Annotated in this window: 13 protein-coding genes and 1 pseudogene; 7 read left to right on the top strand and 7 right to left on the bottom strand. The window is 56.2% G+C overall.

The genetic code is table 11. The annotated features are described in order from the left end of the window. The 3 genes from ACQY6C_RS14120 to ACQY6C_RS14110 form a co-directional block, all read right to left on the bottom strand. Positions 1-415 (bottom strand): helix-turn-helix domain-containing protein (locus ACQY6C_RS14120; RefSeq protein ID WP_427969813.1); only part of this gene is annotated, 415 nt, incomplete at its 3' end. Positions 416-573: 158 nt separating this feature from the next. Next, a complete protein-coding gene (locus ACQY6C_RS14115) occupies positions 574-2958 on the bottom strand; it encodes a hypothetical protein (RefSeq protein WP_427969811.1) in 2385 nt (794 codons plus the stop codon). Positions 2959-3104: 146 nt separating this feature from the next. After that, positions 3105-4745 (bottom strand): hypothetical protein, encoded by a 1641-nt coding sequence (locus ACQY6C_RS14110; protein WP_427969809.1) that lies wholly within the window; start codon positions 4743-4745, stop codon positions 3105-3107. A 177-nt stretch (positions 4746-4922) separates the two neighbouring features. On the opposite strand from ACQY6C_RS14110, the gene ACQY6C_RS14105 reads away from it, so the two are divergent. The 5 genes from ACQY6C_RS14105 (at position 4923) to ACQY6C_RS14085 (ending at position 13321) form a co-directional block, all read left to right on the top strand. Then, a complete protein-coding gene (locus tag ACQY6C_RS14105) occupies positions 4923-6005 on the top strand; it encodes a vanadium-dependent haloperoxidase (RefSeq protein WP_427969807.1) in 1083 nt (360 codons plus the stop codon). After that, positions 6002-8113, top strand: coding sequence for a hypothetical protein (locus ACQY6C_RS14100; protein WP_427969805.1), 2112 nt, complete (start codon positions 6002-6004; stop codon positions 8111-8113). Before ACQY6C_RS14105 ends, ACQY6C_RS14100 begins: the two co-directional genes overlap by 4 nt. Before the next feature lie 378 nt (positions 8114-8491). Then, complete coding sequence (locus ACQY6C_RS14095; protein ID WP_427969803.1) at positions 8492-9196, top strand: hypothetical protein; 705 nt, start codon at positions 8492-8494, stop codon at positions 9194-9196. 59 nt (positions 9197-9255) lie between these two features. Next, complete coding sequence (locus tag ACQY6C_RS14090) at positions 9256-12339, top strand: trypsin-like peptidase domain-containing protein (protein WP_427969801.1); 3084 nt, start codon at positions 9256-9258, stop codon at positions 12337-12339. 424 nt (positions 12340-12763) lie between these two features. Beyond that, positions 12764-13321, top strand: coding sequence for a recombinase family protein (locus ACQY6C_RS14085; protein WP_427969799.1), 558 nt, complete (start codon positions 12764-12766; stop codon positions 13319-13321). Between the two features lie 109 nt (positions 13322-13430). Here the strand turns inward: ACQY6C_RS14085 and ACQY6C_RS14080 are convergent, their stop codons facing one another. Beyond that, complete coding sequence (locus ACQY6C_RS14080; protein WP_427969797.1) at positions 13431-14654, bottom strand: hypothetical protein; 1224 nt, start codon at positions 14652-14654, stop codon at positions 13431-13433. 155 nt (positions 14655-14809) lie between these two features. Here ACQY6C_RS14080 and ACQY6C_RS14075 point away from each other — a divergent pair, with 155 nt between their 5' ends. After that, positions 14810-14992 (top strand): hypothetical protein, encoded by a 183-nt coding sequence (locus ACQY6C_RS14075; RefSeq protein WP_427969795.1) that lies wholly within the window; start codon positions 14810-14812, stop codon positions 14990-14992. A 383-nt stretch (positions 14993-15375) separates the two neighbouring features. Here ACQY6C_RS14075 and ACQY6C_RS14070 read toward each other — a convergent pair whose 3' ends face one another. The 3 genes from ACQY6C_RS14070 to ACQY6C_RS14060 are packed head-to-tail and all read right to left on the bottom strand — an operon-like array spanning position 15376 to position 17856. After that, complete coding sequence (locus ACQY6C_RS14070) at positions 15376-16404, bottom strand: CBASS cGAMP-activated phospholipase (RefSeq protein WP_427969815.1); 1029 nt, start codon at positions 16402-16404, stop codon at positions 15376-15378. Continuing rightward, positions 16394-16870: a hypothetical protein gene (locus ACQY6C_RS14065; protein WP_427969794.1), complete on the bottom strand. Its 477-nt coding sequence runs from the start codon at positions 16868-16870 to the stop codon at positions 16394-16396. Before ACQY6C_RS14065 ends, ACQY6C_RS14070 begins: the two co-directional genes overlap by 11 nt. Next, positions 16870-17856 (bottom strand): hypothetical protein, encoded by a 987-nt coding sequence (locus ACQY6C_RS14060; RefSeq protein WP_427969792.1) that lies wholly within the window; start codon positions 17854-17856, stop codon positions 16870-16872. The genes ACQY6C_RS14065 and ACQY6C_RS14060 overlap by 1 nt, the downstream gene beginning before the upstream one ends. A 150-nt stretch (positions 17857-18006) precedes the next feature. Between ACQY6C_RS14060 and ACQY6C_RS14055 the strand changes: the two are divergent. Beyond that, a pseudogene (locus ACQY6C_RS14055) lies at positions 18007-18292 on the top strand (transposase); the annotation flags it as partial.

The raw sequence follows: 18292 nt of genomic DNA, 5'->3' as shown, positions 1-18292 counted from the left end.
GCTCGTGCAGCGCGATGCCGAACTCCGCCTCGATCCGGCGCGCAAGATCGGCCCGCCGCCAGCGCACCACGCCATCGCGCTCGGGGTCGGGCCCGGCCTCGACCCAGGCGGCAAGCCGCGCCATCTGATCGGGCGTGAGCCGGGGCTTCACCCCGCCACCGCCGCGATTGGCCAATCCTGCAATCCCCTCGTCATTGTAACGGTGGACCCAATCGCGCACCGTCTGCCGATCCATGCCGCAGCTCTCGGCGGCTGTCTTGCGCGAGGCCCCTTCCAGGACCAGCGCAATTGCCAGCATCCGCCGGGCCATCCTGCCGTCCTTCACCCGCCCGGCTGCCGAGCGCAAATCCCGCGCCGCAAGGTCTTCACGCGTCACATTCACCGTCATTCCCGCCTCCATGTTGCTCAACGCCATAGAGTCAGACTTCCTGCCCAGTGGGAATCCCTAAAAGGAGTCAATGGATTCTGCGGCTGGTATAACTTATCGACCGAGGCGCGCTACTCGGGCATGGAACATGTGCCCATCGCGAGAATGCAACCTGCCGGAAACGTTTTTGCATCATGAGTTCCTCTCTATTTGTGGTCGTTCAAAGGGCCGGTCAGGTCCAGCCGATCGGAATGCATTTCTGCTTCCAATGTCTCCGATTCGAAGGGCTGGCCGGGAGCTATCGGTGCAATAAGCCAGCAAATTGAGACATCGGCGCGCCGCGGGTGGTGTGCGCCGACGCCGTCAAGGGTTTCGCCGGCACCGTAGGCTACCACGATCATTCCCTCATTGGTCAGAAGTTCTGGCCCATCCTCATCCCCGTTCTGGGGAGGCGTGACCTTAAACATCTGTTCTACGAGCGCCCGTTTGACGTTGTCCGCACGCGCTTCGGCAATTACGGAATTGCGAAATGAACTTCCTGTGGCACTGGCATAGCCTTTTATCTCTACGAGGATCTGACCATTGACATCGCCTTGGGGCCTCATCTCTAGGAGATCTGTCGCGATGCGTTCAATCTCGGCGTTGCCTGGCCGTGTTTCACCTTCGCCGAAGATCACTTGATACGAGGGATGATCGGATTCGCTACAGGTATTGCCTGGCGAATCAATCATCAATTCAGAGAGAAGGCCGGCGACCTGCGGACGGGCTGATGCTGTCCCCAAGCCGACGCTTTCCTTAACGACGTGCCTGTACAAATCTTCTGCAGCCGTTCGGATGTCAGAGATGTCTTGGGCGAGTTCTTCCGGGAATGTGAGTATTGACTGCTGAGGCGCAATCGTAACCTCGATCGAACGCGTGGCGACTGAGGCCAGCTGTTGCGTGAAAGCTTCAATCACTTCTTTCAGGTCGTGGCTTTGTGTGAGGCGTAGTCTTTCCGAGGAAGACGTCACGAATCGCGTCAGATCCATTTGCCACTTCTGAGCGGCTTCCAGGTCATCTCGCCAGGGTCTGTCCTTGGCGATGCCGTCAATTAGCGACTGCAAGTCAACGCCCCCTCCTTCTTCAACCCAGGCTCGCAGCCTGTTCAACTCATCTTGCAGTCGGGACTGCTCTTGCCGCAGAACAAAGGCTGTGCTCATGATGAGGGCTGTGTTCATGAAAAGGCTTTCCCGAAGCGCTTGATCGCCACGCCCTTCGACTACCTTGACCACCGGCGGCACCGGATCAGCCTTCGGTAGATTTTCTTCCTCAATTTTCGTGAATCCAAGGACCTGCCGGGAGGTGAGCAGAACCCGCTTCGTCGGATCGTTCAGAGGAGCAAAGACGACCCAATCCCCGTAACGACCCAGATAGAACGCTTCGCCAGACAGTGGCGCGTCTGGTCGCAGCGATGCGTCTAGAAGAGGTGATACCGCCAAAACATCGTAACTGGCCAATGTAATTCGGCCACAGGGGATTTCAGCCCTGAGGAACGTCAACAGCACGTCGAGGGCAGATTGGACCTCGTCAGTGCGGATCAGCCCGTCGGCGGGCTCCACCTGCTCATCATTCATCCCGATGTCGGCACCAAGGAGCGCTGTCCATAGAGAGGCCTGGAGCGTGACGCAGCTACGGGGCGCCATTTCGGCTCCCTCCGCCGTAAATTCAAGTTGGGTTCGAAGCGCAACTGCTTGGCGCGAGGTCGCATAGCTAAGTGCCAGGAATGCCGCGAAAATGGCCGTCGCCCTAGCCGTGGCAGCGCGAATTGTTACTTGCTCGGCCCCGAACAGCGTCCTCCACGTAAGGTCCCACAGCTTCATCATGGAGTGCCACATCTTCCTGAAGAATTGGACCTGATCGAGGTTCCAGCCGTCAAGCTTCGACCAGGCTTCCTGCCGGGCGAGTTCGTTTTTCAGATATCTGTCTTCGCCTATGCGGTCATTAGCTGGCCGAAGCCGTGAATAATTATGAGCGCTCAGCATTTTAGTCAGCGACAACAATAGCCAAACATAGATGGGTGACGTGCGAATGATAAAGTAAAGAACGCTCAGAATTGGTGAGATTGCGAGCACAATCACAATTAAAAGCAGCATAAGCGCGATGAACGCCACAGCCATACCGAGGAGGTAGATCATCACCTGGAGTAAAAGCGGCGAAACGCCGGAGGACAGGCCCGCACCGAAGGGTAATGTGATGCCGAGGCCAGTGGTCCAGACCTGCTCGAATAACAGGACGGTGGAGGTACCTGTTAGGGCGAAGATAGCGGGAAAACTGAGGAGGAACCTCTCGACCTTGGCGTCGCTGCCCTTGGCCTCTTCCTTGTGTTTCCTCCCTGCCAGAGGGTCAATCAGACGTTTGATTAATTCGAGTTGTTTGCGCTGATAGACTTTCAGGTCTGCACGAAACTTGATGGATTTGCCCTTTTGCAGATAGCCCAAGTGCGTTTCGCATAATAGACCTGCCGTCTTTGGCGCCGGATCTTCTCGGCAAATGCGCCACCCATTCTTGGCGACGCATTTCTCGAAATTCTCCTTTTCATATTCGTCGGACATCTTAGCCCCCATCAAGTCCATGACGAGACGTAGACGAACGGCGTTACTCGAGCGTTATTTCGTTCTTTATTCGGCGGCCGTTACGGACAACTTGTTTTCCACCTGTCCAAGTCGGACGGCACCAAGAGCGCGGGTACCCGACAAGATCAGAGATCGGCAAATTTGAAAGGATCCACCAGGCCGGCCTTACGCATCATCGAGACGGGGTAGCTATCGTCGCGAGTGAACTGTTCAATTGAAAGGTCAGGTTCAATTCGTCGTAGTCGGTCCAGAGTGTTTCGGGCGATTTCGAAATTCCCAGCCTTGACGTGTAGGCCTACGAGGTAACGCAGCGCAGGCCGGTAGCGTGCGTTCAGTAACCGCGACCTTTCCGAACGGGCGATGGCTTCGTCAAGCCGGCCATTAACAATACTCGTTGTCGCAACCTGAAATTCGGTCCAGAATCTGAAGTTTGTATTTTGCGACAGCGACTGAGCGGCCTGGGCGGCTTTATAGGCTTGTCCGATTTCATTGATATTCAAAAGCGCATTTGCACGTGCGCTCCAAGCTATAGGATTTACAGGATTAGCCAGCACTCCGAGTCGCGAAAGTTCCGATGCTGCTTGTGGGTCATTATCGAAAACCAATCTCGCATGAGAAACCGCGGCCAAGACATTGGAATTTGTCCCTTCCTCGGCCATTGCATGCACACAAAGTTCGTCCGCTCTAACTGCCAGTTCGTCTCGCTGCTGACCGCCCGACTCCACGTAGTTGATCACTGCCAACTGGGCCAGCAACGCATTGTAGAGACCCCGTGGCCGCACCGCTAGGGCCTGTTGCAGCAGAACGGTCGCTTCGCCGATGCTTCCGGGCAACATCGAGTACATTCTCCGCATAGCGGACCAGGCAAGAATATCTGCATCCTGAACAGGACCGGACCATTTCCGGGAATGATGCAAGGTAATGTACCCCAACAGGGCATCACACGCACGGTGGCAAAGACGACGATACGGCCACCCAATGTCTTGCCCGTTTCCTGCAAAGATTCCGGTTGTACTGTCCGCCCAGCGCGATCCATGGCCGGTACCTTCGTAAACCGCTACTCGCAGACCTGTTTGACCTTCGTCGCCTGGATAGGCATGAAGATTGAGTACAACGACACCACGCCCATCCGCCTCCTGGCCTGGTTCTATGAGGTCGAGGTCAAGAAACTCGCGCAGAGACCGGCACATCATGTCAGCGACATGACGCTCGAAGCGACCGAGCGATGTACTGGGTTCGTTGAAAGTTTCGATCAAAAGCTGGCGCGTAAGTCTGTGATCGGCAACATGCTTAACCGGGATGATTGCGGCGCAGGGACTTACACTTTTCGGAGCAGCTGTTTCAGGCCGTTCGCCAATCTCCCCCGTGCTGTCACGAGCTCGTTTTGCCGCCAGCCAGGCTTCGAATTCCTGATCTCGAATGTCGATGCCTTCGAGGAAGATGCCGTCACCCCCGGTCTCAATTTTTACCTGGGTATGGTCGAGATGAATCAGCTCCCGATCAGCGCGTAATATGTCCCGAAACGGGCCAAGAGACTTGCGGAGTTTGAATAGTACTTGGCGAAGATTATTTGCACTGTGATCCGAATTGTGGTTGCTCCAGAGCTTATCCTGCAACCAAACTCGAGTCCGAGCCATTCGGTCTTCAGTGGCCAAGAGTGCAATTAAGCCCTGCAGTTTAGCGCCGCGCAAGTACAGATCGTTCCCGTCCGGATCTACAACTCGAAAACGGCCCTTCAGGTGGATGGTCAGCTTCAAATCTGCCATGATCTCACCTCATGCGTACGCCATTTCCGCGCACGACTGTCTAGCATAAAGTACAAGAGGCGAATCCCCGCCCCATCATTCAAACGTTTTTTTATTGTTATTCTTTCTCGTCAGGGTTGCAAGACGCAGACTCGATCATTCAGAGTGACAGAGTCATTTATTGAGGGGATTAGTCCGATGACTGGAGGTTTCTTTTCTGGCGGGGCGCATGGCGGGGCGCATGGCGGGGCGCACGGCGGGGCGCATGGCGGGGCGCACGGCGGAGCTCATGGCGGGGCGCATGGTGGGGCTCACGGCTTGATGCATGCGGGAGGGATCCCGTCGTCAATTCTCAGCCACGCGCTGACAGTTAGCCATGACGGCACGATGGGCTACTGGAATGGCGAAGCGGACAATCCTGATCCGCAACTTGTACACAATACTAAGTCAGTGGAATACCTTTCGCCTAATTTGCGCCATCAGGTAATTTTGGCTGAACTCATTAGTCGTTTCCAAGTCAAAGGTCTCCGGGGCGGAGTTGCAAAGCTCAAACTTGGCGGAAAGAAGATTGCTACACTCGTCAAGCCAGAGAACGAGTACTTCGTCAAGCAACTGCAGTGGCTGAGAGCCTATGCCGATCTCCGAAGCGACCGCCATGCTGAGATTCTCGCGCAGACAGTCGATATCCTGTCTTTTTTCGGTGCGATCGTGCATCTCAACTCATCACGTCGAGAACACAGCCTGGAGGTTCTGCAGATCACTCAGTCGCTGTGCTACATGCTCGAGATGCTGATAAAACACCGGGTCCGTGCGCCACGTCCGGTCGATTTCAGCTCCAAAGTTCAACCTTTGATTCAGACACCGGATCACTCGAGTTTTCCGTCAGGACACGCTACCGAAGCCTACGCGATCGCGACCGTTCTGGACGCGATGATCCAGTCCGGATCGGGCCCACAACAGGGCAAGGACGCGACGCATCGCAAGTTGTTTCGCCTTGCTCACAGGATTGCAGCCAACCGCATTGTGGCTGGGGTGCATTTCCCGACAGATAACGCCGCCGGCGCAGTTCTCGGATCTCAGATCGGGAACGTGCTTCTGGCAATCGTGAAAAATCGGAACTTGAAGAAATTCGACTATGGCAAAGGTATTCAACTCGATCCGGATGAGGATTTTACCCGAGATTGGTACGACAACAACTATTCGAACACTGAAAAAGGCTATGTCTCGAAACCGGCCCTGTTCGCTGAAAAGTTCCGTCTGGCTTGCGAGGAATGGAAATGACAACTTCCAGGCAGGGATCGAATGGAAGCTGGCGCCCGGGCAAACCCGGTTGGAGCGATTGGAGGGAATTCACAGATTTTCCCTATATGCATTGGCTGCAGAGACTGGACGCCGAAGGCAATCCGACACCCGGGGACCCGGATGAGGCCAGTGAAATCTGGCGACCTCGGTGGATCGAGGAGTTCTCCGAACAGGTGCGGCTAGATCGAGAAGCAAGAAAATTTCAAGGCGAACCCAGTTCCCCGAGAATCATTCTGCCCATTGTTCTGCCAAGCCTGCTCCCTGATGTTTGCGTGAATTCGCTGCCGGTGACCAAAGGCCTGCGTGCAATCGTGGCGGTGATCGATACCGATATCCCGCTCGGGCACCTGGCTTTTCGAGACGAGGACGGCAGATCGAGGGTGCTCTACCATTACCAGATGAACTTTCCTCCCTTGATCGAAGACGGCGGGGTTACTTTCGGCAGAGGTTTCGTGAAATCCGAAATTGACGCGCTTCTTCATAAATACTCCGGAGGGGACCTTCACGGAGAACTCGATACCCGAGGCTTCAATACAGAAATAGGCGCACTTGAGATGAAGGATCCGCGAGGGAACAGGGCGTTGCTCAGCCGTCATTCGCATGGTGCGCACGTTCTGGACGTCGCTGCCGGCGCCGATCCGGCCAGTCAGTTTGCGCGTGAAGTCGGGATCATTACTGTTGGCGTCCCGCCGCGCTGGGATTTCGGCGAGGCCGGAGAACTGCTTGACATTGTCATGTTCCTCGCCGTGACGCAGGTGGAGCGGGTCTCCTGGAAGCTATGGTCAATATCAGAAAAGGAGCCACCTGAAAATCTCGAGCCTTACGGTTTCCCGACCATCTGCAACCTCGCTTTCGGCCGGCAGGCCGGGTCCAAGCGCGAATCCGGCGATGCATTTCCGGTCATTTTGAAAGCCATCAAGGATGAGATCAGACGCCGCACAAACTCGAGGCCTAGCGGTCCTCCCCGCGTTGATCCGCCATTTGAAATCGTAATGCCGGCAGGCAACGACAATCTCATGAGAGTTGCCGGATACTGGGAAATCAAACCGAAGGAATGTCTCGACATCCCCTGGCGAATTCTGCCAGGAGACCAGAGCGACAATCATCTCGAATTATGGGCGGAGGACTGCGCAAAACCTGGTGAGCACGAGGTCAAGCTGGGGGTTGCGATGGCGCGTCTTGGCGAACCTTTCAAGGCCGCGGAAATCGGCCCTTTGGGAAAATACAAGGACGTGTTGCTTGACCGGAAGGAACAGTTTGCGGTTCGGATATACCGGCTGTCCGAGATAGACCGGATCGGAGACGATGAAAACCTGCGGCCGGGATATCTGATCGCAACTGGTCCTAGCGACCCGAGAACGGAAGGGCTAGGAGCGGCACCTGCTGGATGTTTTACGGTCAGATTGAAAAATTTCGGCGATAGGACAATATCCGTGGATGCATTCGTTCGGACAGACCAGTCCGTGCTGCCTGTTGCCGGATCATCGGGTCGGTCGTACATGGACGGAGCCAAATATAAGACCCACGACGCCAGGGGCAGCGGGATGGATTCGATCCGCTGGGATCCGATTCAAAAGAAATGGCTGTCGACCGAAGATTGTAGCGGCGTTCTGCGTCACGGCACGATTAATGCAGGCGCCAGTCACGGATTTGCTTCTACGGTCGGGGGATATCTGTTGTCGAACGGCATGCCGGCTATCTACTCTGCAACCGGGGCTGCAAGATACGGGACACCTGGAACCAGAAGCGCGCCGACAGCGGCCTTGCCTACAGACAATTCTGTCGTGCTTCGCGGCAAACTCGCGGCAGGGGCGAGAGACGGAACGAAGGTTGCGTTGGTCGGCACAAGCTTTGCGTCAGCGCAGGCAACGCGCATCGTTGCGGAGTCCTGGCGAAAACTGAAAAAGGGCCACAAGGGCGCCGAAGATATTCTGAAAACTGCCGCTCGTGACTTCGAAGACAATTCGAAACCGGCATACTATCGGGAAGTCGGCGGCTGTTCTGCGCAGGATGCCTCCTTTGCCAAATTCGGCGAAGGCCGGATCCAAGAGCCGGCTCCGCAGAGACTGCCCCGCGAAGGATACTAGACATGTCGCGCCAAATCATGTTCCCCTCAACCCACGAAGGCATTTGCATCGCAAACGCTGCCTCGCGGGTTGGATTGAAAACGTGAACCCTTTCAGCCGCGACGCGCTCACATCTAGACGGACCGGGATACAGTTCCACGACCATCCCTGACGGTGCGGTCCAGCCGCGGCCCGAAGCCAGGGTGATCTCCGAACGCCACATGCAACGACCAATCCCCTCATTGCTAAGACGCCACCCTCGTGGCTTTGCGCAGGTAACGCAGCAATAACGCGGTTCGTGACAGGCTGACTAACGCGAAGTCAAACAAGTCTTTCAAAGGGGGACGTCACATGCTTGACGCAAGCATTCCGAGTTATATCGAGAACTTGCCTATTCCGATGCCCGATCCGCTGGCGGTGACGGAGCTGTACGACAAGAAGCTCGACATCGACAATCTGCCTGATGGGGTCATCAGCGGCTCGACATTGATCGGTTTTGAGGCCGGCCTTTCCCGCGAATTGCGGGCCAGCGTAGCGCTGTGCCTGACGGCGGCGCAGAAAGTCGCAAGCGCCGACAGCGTCGCGATCTCTCCTGACTTGTGGGTGGAACGGCATCACATGGTGCTGAGCGGACTGAACTGGGTCAGCACCGATGGCCGGGAGGTATTCACCGAACGCACGGCAAAAAACGTGGCCGTTCACAAGGCGATCATTCCATTTCTTACTGCCGCTTTCGGCCCGGCGGTCACCGCCACGTCGCTCATCGTCAAGGCCATCGAGCAGATACGGAAAATGCAGGAGGATGTGCCGTGGATCACGCTGTTCGAACGTGAAAGCCGACGCTACGACGTGTCCGAATTCCGCTTCGCAACTGCCGCAGAGCAGAACGGGACCGTGGTACTGCGCTTCGCCGCGGCCCGGTTCTCGGCCCGACAGGAGCGGCTACAGATCCTGTTCTTCAAGAAGAACGATATCGATGTCAGCTTCAGGCTCGCAAGCAGGACGATGACGGCTAACGCCGATCTGCTGGAATCGATGAATTCCGCGCTTGCCGCGAAACTCCAAGGTCACACCGACCGCTACATCGCGGCACTCGATTTCTGATTGGCACGACACGGTCGTGCATTCAGCTGTCGAAAACTCTCAATTTCAGGAGAACAACCATGGCTTACGCAACCATTGACAACCTGCTGGACCGGCTCGTCGAAACCGAAGATATCGACGGGCTTCACAAGCTTGCCGAAATCCTGGCCGAACATTCCGACAAGGTTCAGGGCGACGGCGAAATGGCTGAGCATCTGGAGCTCCGCGACATCGACGCATTCTGTCGCGAAACCGGCATCGAACCTGACCCGGCGAAGGAAGGAGTTGAGCTTCTAAATCTCGCAAATCGGATCGCAAACGCGATCAGGCTCGCCGAATTCCGTCGTGATCGCCGAAACCGGCCCGAACTGCCGACCGTCGTCGCGGAAGGCGACAGCTGGTTTCTTCACCAGATGATCACCGATACGCTCGATCATCTGCGCAAGAACAGGTTCAACGTCCGGTCAATGGCAGCTGCAGGCGATACAGTGGCGAACATGCTTGCTGGCGACGGCTATGTCGATATTCTCCGAGACCTCGGTGCGCGCGTGTTCCTGTTCTGCGGCGGGGGCAACGATTTTCTCGGAAACGGCAGGATTGCCAAGGTCCTTCGCAAGAACGATGACAGTCTCCCCGTCGAGGATCTTGTCAATGAGCCCGTCTTCGGAAAGATGCTGGCCGATGTCTTTGCGGAATACCAGAAAATGCTGAGTATTCTGGCCAAGCGGCTGCCCGAAGTCTTGGTGTTCGCCCCTGGTTACGACTACCTCGCCAAAATAGACAAAGGGCCCTGGCTCTGGCCGTATCTCAAGAAGGCCGGTTATTCCCAGGAACGCGCCTGCGATGCGATCGCCGTTCTCCTTGACCGCTTCAATGCCGGACTTGCAGATCTCGATGCTGAAAACCAGAATTTCACCCATGTCAGCGTTCTCGACGTAGTGAACCGCGATGGCCGCAATCGAGGCAGCTGGTATGACGCGATCCATCCCAAAGCTGCGGGGTTTGGACGGGTTTCGGACAAACTGGCCGGCGCTATTGACCAGTTCCTTTCCACTCCGGTGACGGAGGGCGCTTCCGAAGCGGTATTCGGTGCAGGGCTCTCACCTGCCAGGCCGATTCGCCGCATCCGGCTCCAACTGGAAAAACCTCGCGAGATGCGGGAAGCCATCGCCCAAGCCTATGCCAATCCCCTTGAAAGCGATTTCGAGGCGGTCAAGGCGTCGGTTCGCAACCTTCCCCCAGAATCCGAATGGTTGTGCTTTCGCGATCCCCATGTGCACAAGCATATCAAAGATGTGCTTTGCCTTCTCGGCGATCCGCATCGCCGGGGCCAGACCGAAGAACACGTAACCAACCGGATGCGTACGCGGCCTTCCGCAATGACCCGCGAAGGCGAGTTCCGCCTTACAGATGCGATGGGCACGCTGGCCCTTCCGGAGCAGGAGCTGATCGAAATCAATCTGCTCGAAGCACTGTTCGGCAGATCGGAAATCGAACCGGTCCAAATGCTGCTGAATGGCTATAAGGCCAGTCGTGCAATCGGTAGAATCCAGGTCGTAAACCAGCATGGAACGCATGTTGGTCACGGCACCGGATTCATGGTGGCACCGGGACTGCTTCTGACCAACCAACACGTTCTCGAGGACGCCGCCACCGCTCGCCGTTCCTTCCTGATCCTCGATGACGAAGACAATCTCGACGGAACGCTGATACAAAAGGTTCGCTTCCGAATTACGGATGACGTCTACTGGTCTTCGGTAGACGCGGACTACGCCTTCTGCTCGGTCGAACTGGTCAACGCCAACGGCGTGAACCTGGAGAACTATGGCCACCTGAAACTAATCAGCGAATCGGGTAAGGCTCTGAATTTCGAGCCAGTCTCGATCGTCCAGCATCCTGGCGGCAATCCCAAGGCGATCGCCGTGCGCAACAGTTTCATCATGGGACGTGTCGACTCTGGTGTGTACTACACAACCGACACGCTGCCGGGATCGTCCGGGGCGGCGGTGTTCAATACCGAATGGCAGGTTGTGGCTTTACATCACCGCTACGTGCCGCATCCGACAATCCGCGACGGCGTGCTGGCCAATAGGGGGGTGCGTATCTCTCATATCTACAGCGATTTATTGAAGGAGCGTGGCAGGGGCAATAGTCAGGCCGAGGCCATCTTGCAGCGGCTACTTACCGATCAGCCTGGCTCTCAAGGACCGGCTGAAATCGATCATCAACCGGATCTGGACAACCAAGTGGAAACTGGAACATATGCCGGACTAAGTACGGCCGAATTCCGAGTTGCAACAACAACTGGCGTTGAGGATTTCGAACCAGACCTGCCGCTGCCGGAGGCGCTCATTCTGGATACGGCCGAGACCCTGCTGGCAGATGAAACGGCAATACTCGGCCGCCTCGGGCCTGAGGGCTACCGGTTCATCGTTGCCCATGAAGTATCGAGCAAGGCGACTTACGAACAGAAGCTGACGCACCCGATCCTTCCCGGGGCTGCATCGGGGGTCACAATTGGGATCGGCTATGATCTCGGCTACAAGACGCGAGAGGAATTTCGTGCCAACTGGGGCGACCTCCTCAGCGAGGCCGATCTTCGTGCGCTCGAAGCCTGTCTTGGCCGGACGAAAGCGAATGCTGCTGCGGTCCTTCCGGGTGTCCGTCACGTCACGGTGCCATTCGAGGCGGCTGTCAAGGTTTTTGAGCGACATTCGCTACCGAAAGTCTACGGCCAGTTGCAGCGCCATTTCGGCAAACCGGCTCTCGAAGTTCTCTCCGGCGAATGCCTGGCCGCACTCATGAGCCTCACTTTCAACCGAGGGCCAAGTTTTCAGGCGCACGGAAAACGGTATCGTGAGATGCGCTTAATTCGCACGGCGATCCGGAGTGGCAGGCTGTCAGAGATACCTAGCCTGATCCGGTCCATGAAGCGCCTCTGGCAGGGCTTGCCCAATGTCCGTGGACTTCTTCGCCGCAGGGAAGAAGAGGCTGATCTGTTTGAAGCAGGACTAGTTTCGCTATCGCGATCCGATTTGCCGGCCGCCGCCGAAACCAATCCGAACTCTCCTCCGTTCGACGAGGTGGATGTTGATCTTGACCAAGTCCGGACATTTCTTGATTCGTCGTCAATTCCTCCGACTTTGAGCGGCTCTAACGCTTAAGATCATAATTAGTGAATAGCTAAGTATGCAGGCCGAAGCCGGCATTCGAAGCAAGTTCACGAGTTCCAGCACCTAAAGTGTCTCCGTCCATTCTAGAAAGGGCGGAGAACTACGAGTGGCAGCGAAAGTTGCAGATCGGCCCGGTTCCTGCGCACTTGTTGTCAAGTGAACGGATCCCGACTGACACCTCACGATACTCATCAACGTCAGTTGAATAAATCAACGCAAGGCAGATCAATCACATGAATGTCGTCATTTCCCCAACAGCGAAGCATTGGTCTAATGTATCGAAAACGGTCGTTTTCGAGTTCTCGAATTGCGTACCGCTGTGACCCTCTAGTGTCACGTTTGGGAATTCTCAAAAACCCATATCGATTCGAATCGGCGATCCCGGCATCTTGGACATGAGTTTCGAGAAGGAGGGATGATGCTGGTTGGATACGCACGGGTCTCGACACAGGACCAGAATAGGGATGCCCAGGTAGAAGCCTTGAAGGCCGCTGGCTGCGAGCGAGTGTTTTCTGAGGTTGCATCGGGGGCAAAGAGAGGCCGTCCGATTTTAGCGGAGGTTTTGGATTTCCTTCGTCAGGGCGACACGCTGGTGGTGTTCAAGCTGGATCGTGCTGCCCGCAGCCTTCCGCATTTGATCGAACTGATGGACAGCCTAAAGACCAAAGGGACCGGGTTTCGCAGCCTGACCGAGGAAATCAACACGACTACACCAGGCGGCAAACTGTTGTTCCATCTCATGGCAGCTATCGCCGAGTTCGAACGCGATCTCATCCGGGAGCGTACCATGGTGGGGCTGACCGCAGCCCGGGCCAAAGGGCGGACAGGTGGGAGGCCCAGGCGGATGACGGACGACAAGATCGAGGCTGTGCGTACGTTGTTGTCCAACGGGGCTGCGGTTAAAGATGCTGCAGCGGCAGTGGGAGTGTCGGTGCCGACATTGTATCGGTATCTGCCCGGATCGGCCCGGTAGTCGCCTGTTTCGCCAGCAATCGACAATGACTTCTCACCTCGGCTCCTCACTTGGGCCGATTCGTGGATAAGAACCGTGGAATGTAGTGTCGAGGAGCGGCGTTTTCGCCTTATGGACCTCTGATCTGACCTGAGATTCTGGTGACCCAGGTTGCGAACCTAGCCACCAAATCCATCGCCGCAGCACTTTTCGACAGGACCCGGTTTTGCAAACGAACCCAGAAGCTTGAGCTTGGGCAGTTTAGATCAATACCCTCCTCCAAGGATAGGCCTAATCCAGGAACCGAGACTGTACCAACCTCTGAATCCATCTCGTCGTCATAGAAGTCATAATCTATCTCGAAGAGAGGCTGGCAATCACATTCTCCCTCTTCTTTGTGCCATGCATCGCAGTCCTTGCAATGATAGGTGATACCCTTGTCCACGCCACCGATTCGGATCAGTGAAGGATCGGACATGATCTTGTCGGTCAGCCAAATCCATTCGGCGAAGCCTTCAAGCATCCGAGCCTTTGTCGGTGGCCGATAGTGACACTTTGTCGAGTAGCCGATACAGCCCATGACATCCGGATCGGTCTCACCTCGGCCCGGCTCGTCATGTACTGCGATAGCCCGTACCTGGTTCACCCCGGAGAAGGCCTTGTTCCGCTTCCCATCGCGGCGGAACCTGAATGCATGTTCGACCTCAGACGGAGACATGTTCGGCACATACATGATGCCATGGAAGTGGACCTTATAGACCAGATGCGTGTCATCAGTTCCGTTTGCCCAAGTACTGTCCACAAGCAACCCATCGGCCACGTCGCCCGCCAGCTTCAAATCTACCTCGGGAAATAGCATCCAGATTGCGTTGTCGAACCGGCGATGGATGAAGCCGTTCAGCTTTAACCCTGCTGAGCAGGATGCGTTCAGGGCTTCCTCCTTGGTCAGGGTGATGTTGCAGACTATTGTGACAAAAGACAGTCGGGAGCGTGGGCAGCGTTTGAGAAGCTTCATCACTCTATTCACCCTGCGCGAGAGTTTAGGTTCCTTGCCACGTCGCTTCCGGTTGGGGTGGCTGCGGTCGAACGCATACCTGAGTTTGGTCAGCAGGGATTGCTTTTCACGAAAGAACCATGGCTTGCCATAGTAGAGCTTGATCCCTTCGAGTTCGCTGTACCCAGCGTGCTTGAGGAATTTCATCATTGCCCTGAACCACTCATCTGATCCGATCCTGAACTGCCCCACCTTCATGTTCCAAAGGTTGAACTGCAGGGACGTGAGCCGATTGGAAAGCTCCATCTTCGGACCCGTACTGATATCCCGGGCAAAAGTATTTCTGGTTGCAGCGGCCAAATTCGGTCTCCTAATAGTCCGATCTCTCAATTCGTGACCGGTATCTGCCGCCCGACTTTTGGCGGACAACAGTAATATATAGGCCCGTCGCCTTCGTTCGTGTACTACGGCTTCTTCAACCACCTCCGAACTAAATACGGATAGGAGGTGTAAACATGCAGACCCTGAACACGAAACTCTCGATCCGTTCCGTCCCGCCAGAGGTGCGGGCCAAACTCGCCGCACTCAAGGCATACACCCGTTTGCCGTATGGGGCGCTGATCCAGGATTCCGTCGAATGCCTGTGGGATGCTTACGTCGAAGACGGACACGCTTTGCCAGAGCCAATCTATGACTAGCCTCGGTCCGGCAAACGGCCAAAAACGCCGCAGAGCCATTCTCCGGCTCTCTGGCTGTGTAATAAGTGTTTACAGGCCCCAGACCACCGGGCCGCATTATTCGACAGCTAGAATCTGCTCTACGGGCCGCGTATCGCCGGTTAAGAAGCCCGGTCAGCAGGCCGGAATCGAACTCGCCAAGGACAATGGAAGGCGGTACCGAAGCAGAAAACCTAGTTTTGACCAACGCATCTTCAACGTAGTTCGAGAGATGATCGATCTTGGCAACGGGACCACTTCTATCTCAAAAGTGTACCGGGCTTCCCCGGCAGGCAGTCCTACGCATTAGAGATCACCCCGATAACGCTGAGAAAGGCCTCCAATGTTGGGGCTCATAGAAACTCCTACATGCAGATACGATCACGGGACAAGAATAGTTCGGCGACCCGGTGTCCCGCCCCCTCCACTAGCGATCTGGCAACCGGAGGCATCTCAACTAATGCCCGATCAACGTCATCCATTCCAATCCGGCTTGCTACTTCCGGGGCATCGAGACGGACCATGTTGGAACGACCGATTAACAGCCCAGCCTGACCTAGGGCGTTGTGGGATTGAGCCCGCATTGCAGAAGAGACAAAGAAACCTGCCCAGACCAGCCGTCCGCCTATACGGTGCCGCCAGTGCATACGGTAGCTCTCTTGGCCGCACCCAAGGCTCAGGAGCCTGATTTGGGTGCGATCAATGTCATAACAGGTCATAGCGTCTACCACACCGATCATTGCCGGGTTGTTAGCCCAAATACCACCGTCGGCGAACACATAGCCATTTCTCTTCACCGCCGCAAAGATCGTGGGTGCTGCCGCTGTGGAAAGCCCGACATCTACGAGTTTTTCATGTTGGTCTTTCTTGTAGTCCGGGTGGTGCGGGGTTTTGAACACATAAGGTTCACCATACCGACCGTCGAATGATGGAATGCAGATCGGGACGGACGACGACCCGAAGAATACATCACCGAACTCCCGACGAAGCTCTTTCTCCAGGTTGCCACGATCATATGGTGTGAACGCCCAACCCGCCCAACCACGGAGCCATCGTGTCAGACGATTGCCCGGGAAGATGAAACGGCCACGTTCAATGTAGAGCTTGGAAATTTCCTGGGCAGACTTGCCCTGGCCCAGACCCAACGCAATGATCCCGCCGGTTGACGTTCCGACGATCATGTCGAAATGTTTGCCGATGGGTTCACCATTCAGGAATCGTTTCTCGATTTCGGCCAGGATCATGCAGGGCAAAATACCCAGAATGCCACCGCCATCGATGGACAGTATCTTGAACGGCTTTCCCGACGGCCACGGCTGGACCGGTCTGAGTGTCTGTCTGGTTCCGTCAGAACGGCGTGGAACAGTGTGATCATAATCGTCGTCACGCGGCATGGTTTTCACCTTTCTCGGTTCCATCTTCGTCGTGGCGTCCACCTCCTATCCACCGACCAGTCATTTCCCAGAACTCGTAGGCAGCAAGCCATCGAACCGTCCAGCCAACAATAGTGCGGCTGATAAACATGGTCGGGTCCCACTCTCTCGCCTTGGGGTCGAATAGGCAAAGCGGCGACAGCCTTATGTCCGGCGGTTCGAAAAAAACGTGTGGGAGTGGGGATTCCTCTTCGGCTTCCCAGTTCGGAACCAATGAGGGCCTAAGGACACGAACAACGGGCATAAGGCGGCATTGGTCGTTTCGCCCGTCCTGCGGCAAGCCATATTCAATGCTGACGTGAAACTGCCGCTCCAGTCCCTTTAGATCGCCGAACCAGATCACGGATTTTGGCCCAATCCCCAATGTCACATGGAACTGCGGCCAATCCCGCTGCATCGCATTCACCTGTGCCAACAGGGACTTCATCAAAGCCTCCACTTGGTGCCGTAGAAAGTCGAAGGCTTAACAGCCGGTTTGGCCTTGGCGGAGGTCGGGCTCATGGCCAGTCCACCGAGAGCACCGAAGCCGTGCCGACCGGTGCGGATGGCTTCGCCGATTTCCCTTTCCAGTTCGTCCACCACCGACTGGCCGACATCTTCGCCGAACATCGCCTTCAGAATGTCACGCCGGTCACGCAGGGGGCGCCTATCATCTAGGAGGACAGCGAGTTGATCCAAGAACAACCGCATATCCGCGATCATCGTGTCTTGGGCGGCATGGTTTTCCGGCCAACGGTCCGAAAAAATGTCGCCGGGGCATCGCGGGTTCTCCACATGTATCAGCGTCCCGGCGCTTTTAGCCCGCAGCAAACGGTCAAGAATGTGCTGGGCTATAAACCTGAGGTTTTGACCGATTGTCCGGCCGTCCTTGGCAACCTCCAGCGTGAGGCAACTCAGCATCACAGAGGCAGGCATACGCCCATCTCGGGTGGCCCACCTGATGTTGCGGTTTCTTTTGATCAGTTGCAGCGCCACGGTGACCGCTGACTTACCGCCTATAACAGTGGAGTGCTCGGGCACCGGCAGCGAGTCTGCGTCCTTCTGCATTGTGATCAGGCCACGGTCAGCCTTGAGGGCCCGACGGGCATACTCTTTTTGGAACGACAGATCGACCGGGCAGTTTGTATTGTATTCTTCGGCGAACCCAAAGCTGTTGGTCAGCACCTTGTAGTCCCTGCTGCGAGGTTCTTCAGGCTTCGAATGATAGATGAAGCTCCGACGCGGATCACATTCGTCGATGAGTTCGGCGGGCGACAGGTCAAGGTGCATCCCGTCGGCGTAGTAAACCGTCACGCACCGCGTCTGACGCTCGGTCATGTCGTAGTAGCGTGAACCCGGCTCCCCCCGCATCGCCTGGTAAAGAAGCTCCAGAGCCTGCCAGGGCGTCAGGCCAGGGGTGATTAGTTCGACCATGATGTCGATGTCAAAACCCTCGAACCGAAACTTGGCCCTTATGGTGGCCCCGATTGCGACGGAACCCTGCTGGTAAAAGAGACGAACTGGACATGTCGCGGTTTGATGCCGCTCCTTTGATAGCATTTATTGCAACAGAGGAGACGAACTATGGGACTGAAACGGACAGACGAATTCCGTGCTGATGCGGTGCGTATCGCGCTGACGAGTGGGCTGACACGCAGACAGGTGGCGTCAGATTTGGGCGTTGGCCTTTCGACGCTGAACAAGTGGGTGACGGCACATCGCGACACTGACGTTGTGCCCGACAAGGACCTGGACCTTGCTCGCGAGAATGAACGGCTTCGGCGTGAGAACCGCATCCTCAAGGAGGAGAGGGAGATCCTAAAAAAGGCAACGCAGTTCTTCGCGGGCCAAAAGCCATGAGGTTTCGGTT

It is taken from the genome of Altererythrobacter sp. (assembly GCF_050299635.1).
In the GTDB taxonomy this organism is placed as follows: Bacteria; Pseudomonadota; Alphaproteobacteria; order Sphingomonadales; family Sphingomonadaceae; genus Erythrobacter.
Note: the sequence above shows the minus strand (reverse complement) of the source record. Positions and strands in the feature narration are given on the sequence as shown.

Coding starts and splice junctions, on each gene's coding strand:
- ACQY6C_RS14090 (WP_427969801.1), top strand. CDS start 9,256: ATGGCTTACGCAACCATTGACAACCTGCTGGACCGGCTCGTCGAAACC.
- ACQY6C_RS14105 (WP_427969807.1), top strand. CDS start 4,923: ATGACTGGAGGTTTCTTTTCTGGCGGGGCGCATGGCGGGGCGCATGGC.
- ACQY6C_RS14115 (WP_427969811.1), bottom strand. CDS start 2,958: ATGTCCGACGAATATGAAAAGGAGAATTTCGAGAAATGCGTCGCCAAG.
- ACQY6C_RS14065 (WP_427969794.1), bottom strand. CDS start 16,870: ATGAAGTCCCTGTTGGCACAGGTGAATGCGATGCAGCGGGATTGGCCG.
- ACQY6C_RS14095 (WP_427969803.1), top strand. CDS start 8,492: ATGCCCGATCCGCTGGCGGTGACGGAGCTGTACGACAAGAAGCTCGAC.
- ACQY6C_RS14060 (WP_427969792.1), bottom strand. CDS start 17,856: ATGGTCGAACTAATCACCCCTGGCCTGACGCCCTGGCAGGCTCTGGAG.
- ACQY6C_RS14110 (WP_427969809.1), bottom strand. CDS start 4,745: ATGGCAGATTTGAAGCTGACCATCCACCTGAAGGGCCGTTTTCGAGTT.
- ACQY6C_RS14070 (WP_427969815.1), bottom strand. CDS start 16,404: ATGCCGCGTGACGACGATTATGATCACACTGTTCCACGCCGTTCTGAC.
- ACQY6C_RS14075 (WP_427969795.1), top strand. CDS start 14,810: ATGCAGACCCTGAACACGAAACTCTCGATCCGTTCCGTCCCGCCAGAG.
- ACQY6C_RS14085 (WP_427969799.1), top strand. CDS start 12,764: ATGATGCTGGTTGGATACGCACGGGTCTCGACACAGGACCAGAATAGG.
- ACQY6C_RS14100 (WP_427969805.1), top strand. CDS start 6,002: ATGACAACTTCCAGGCAGGGATCGAATGGAAGCTGGCGCCCGGGCAAA.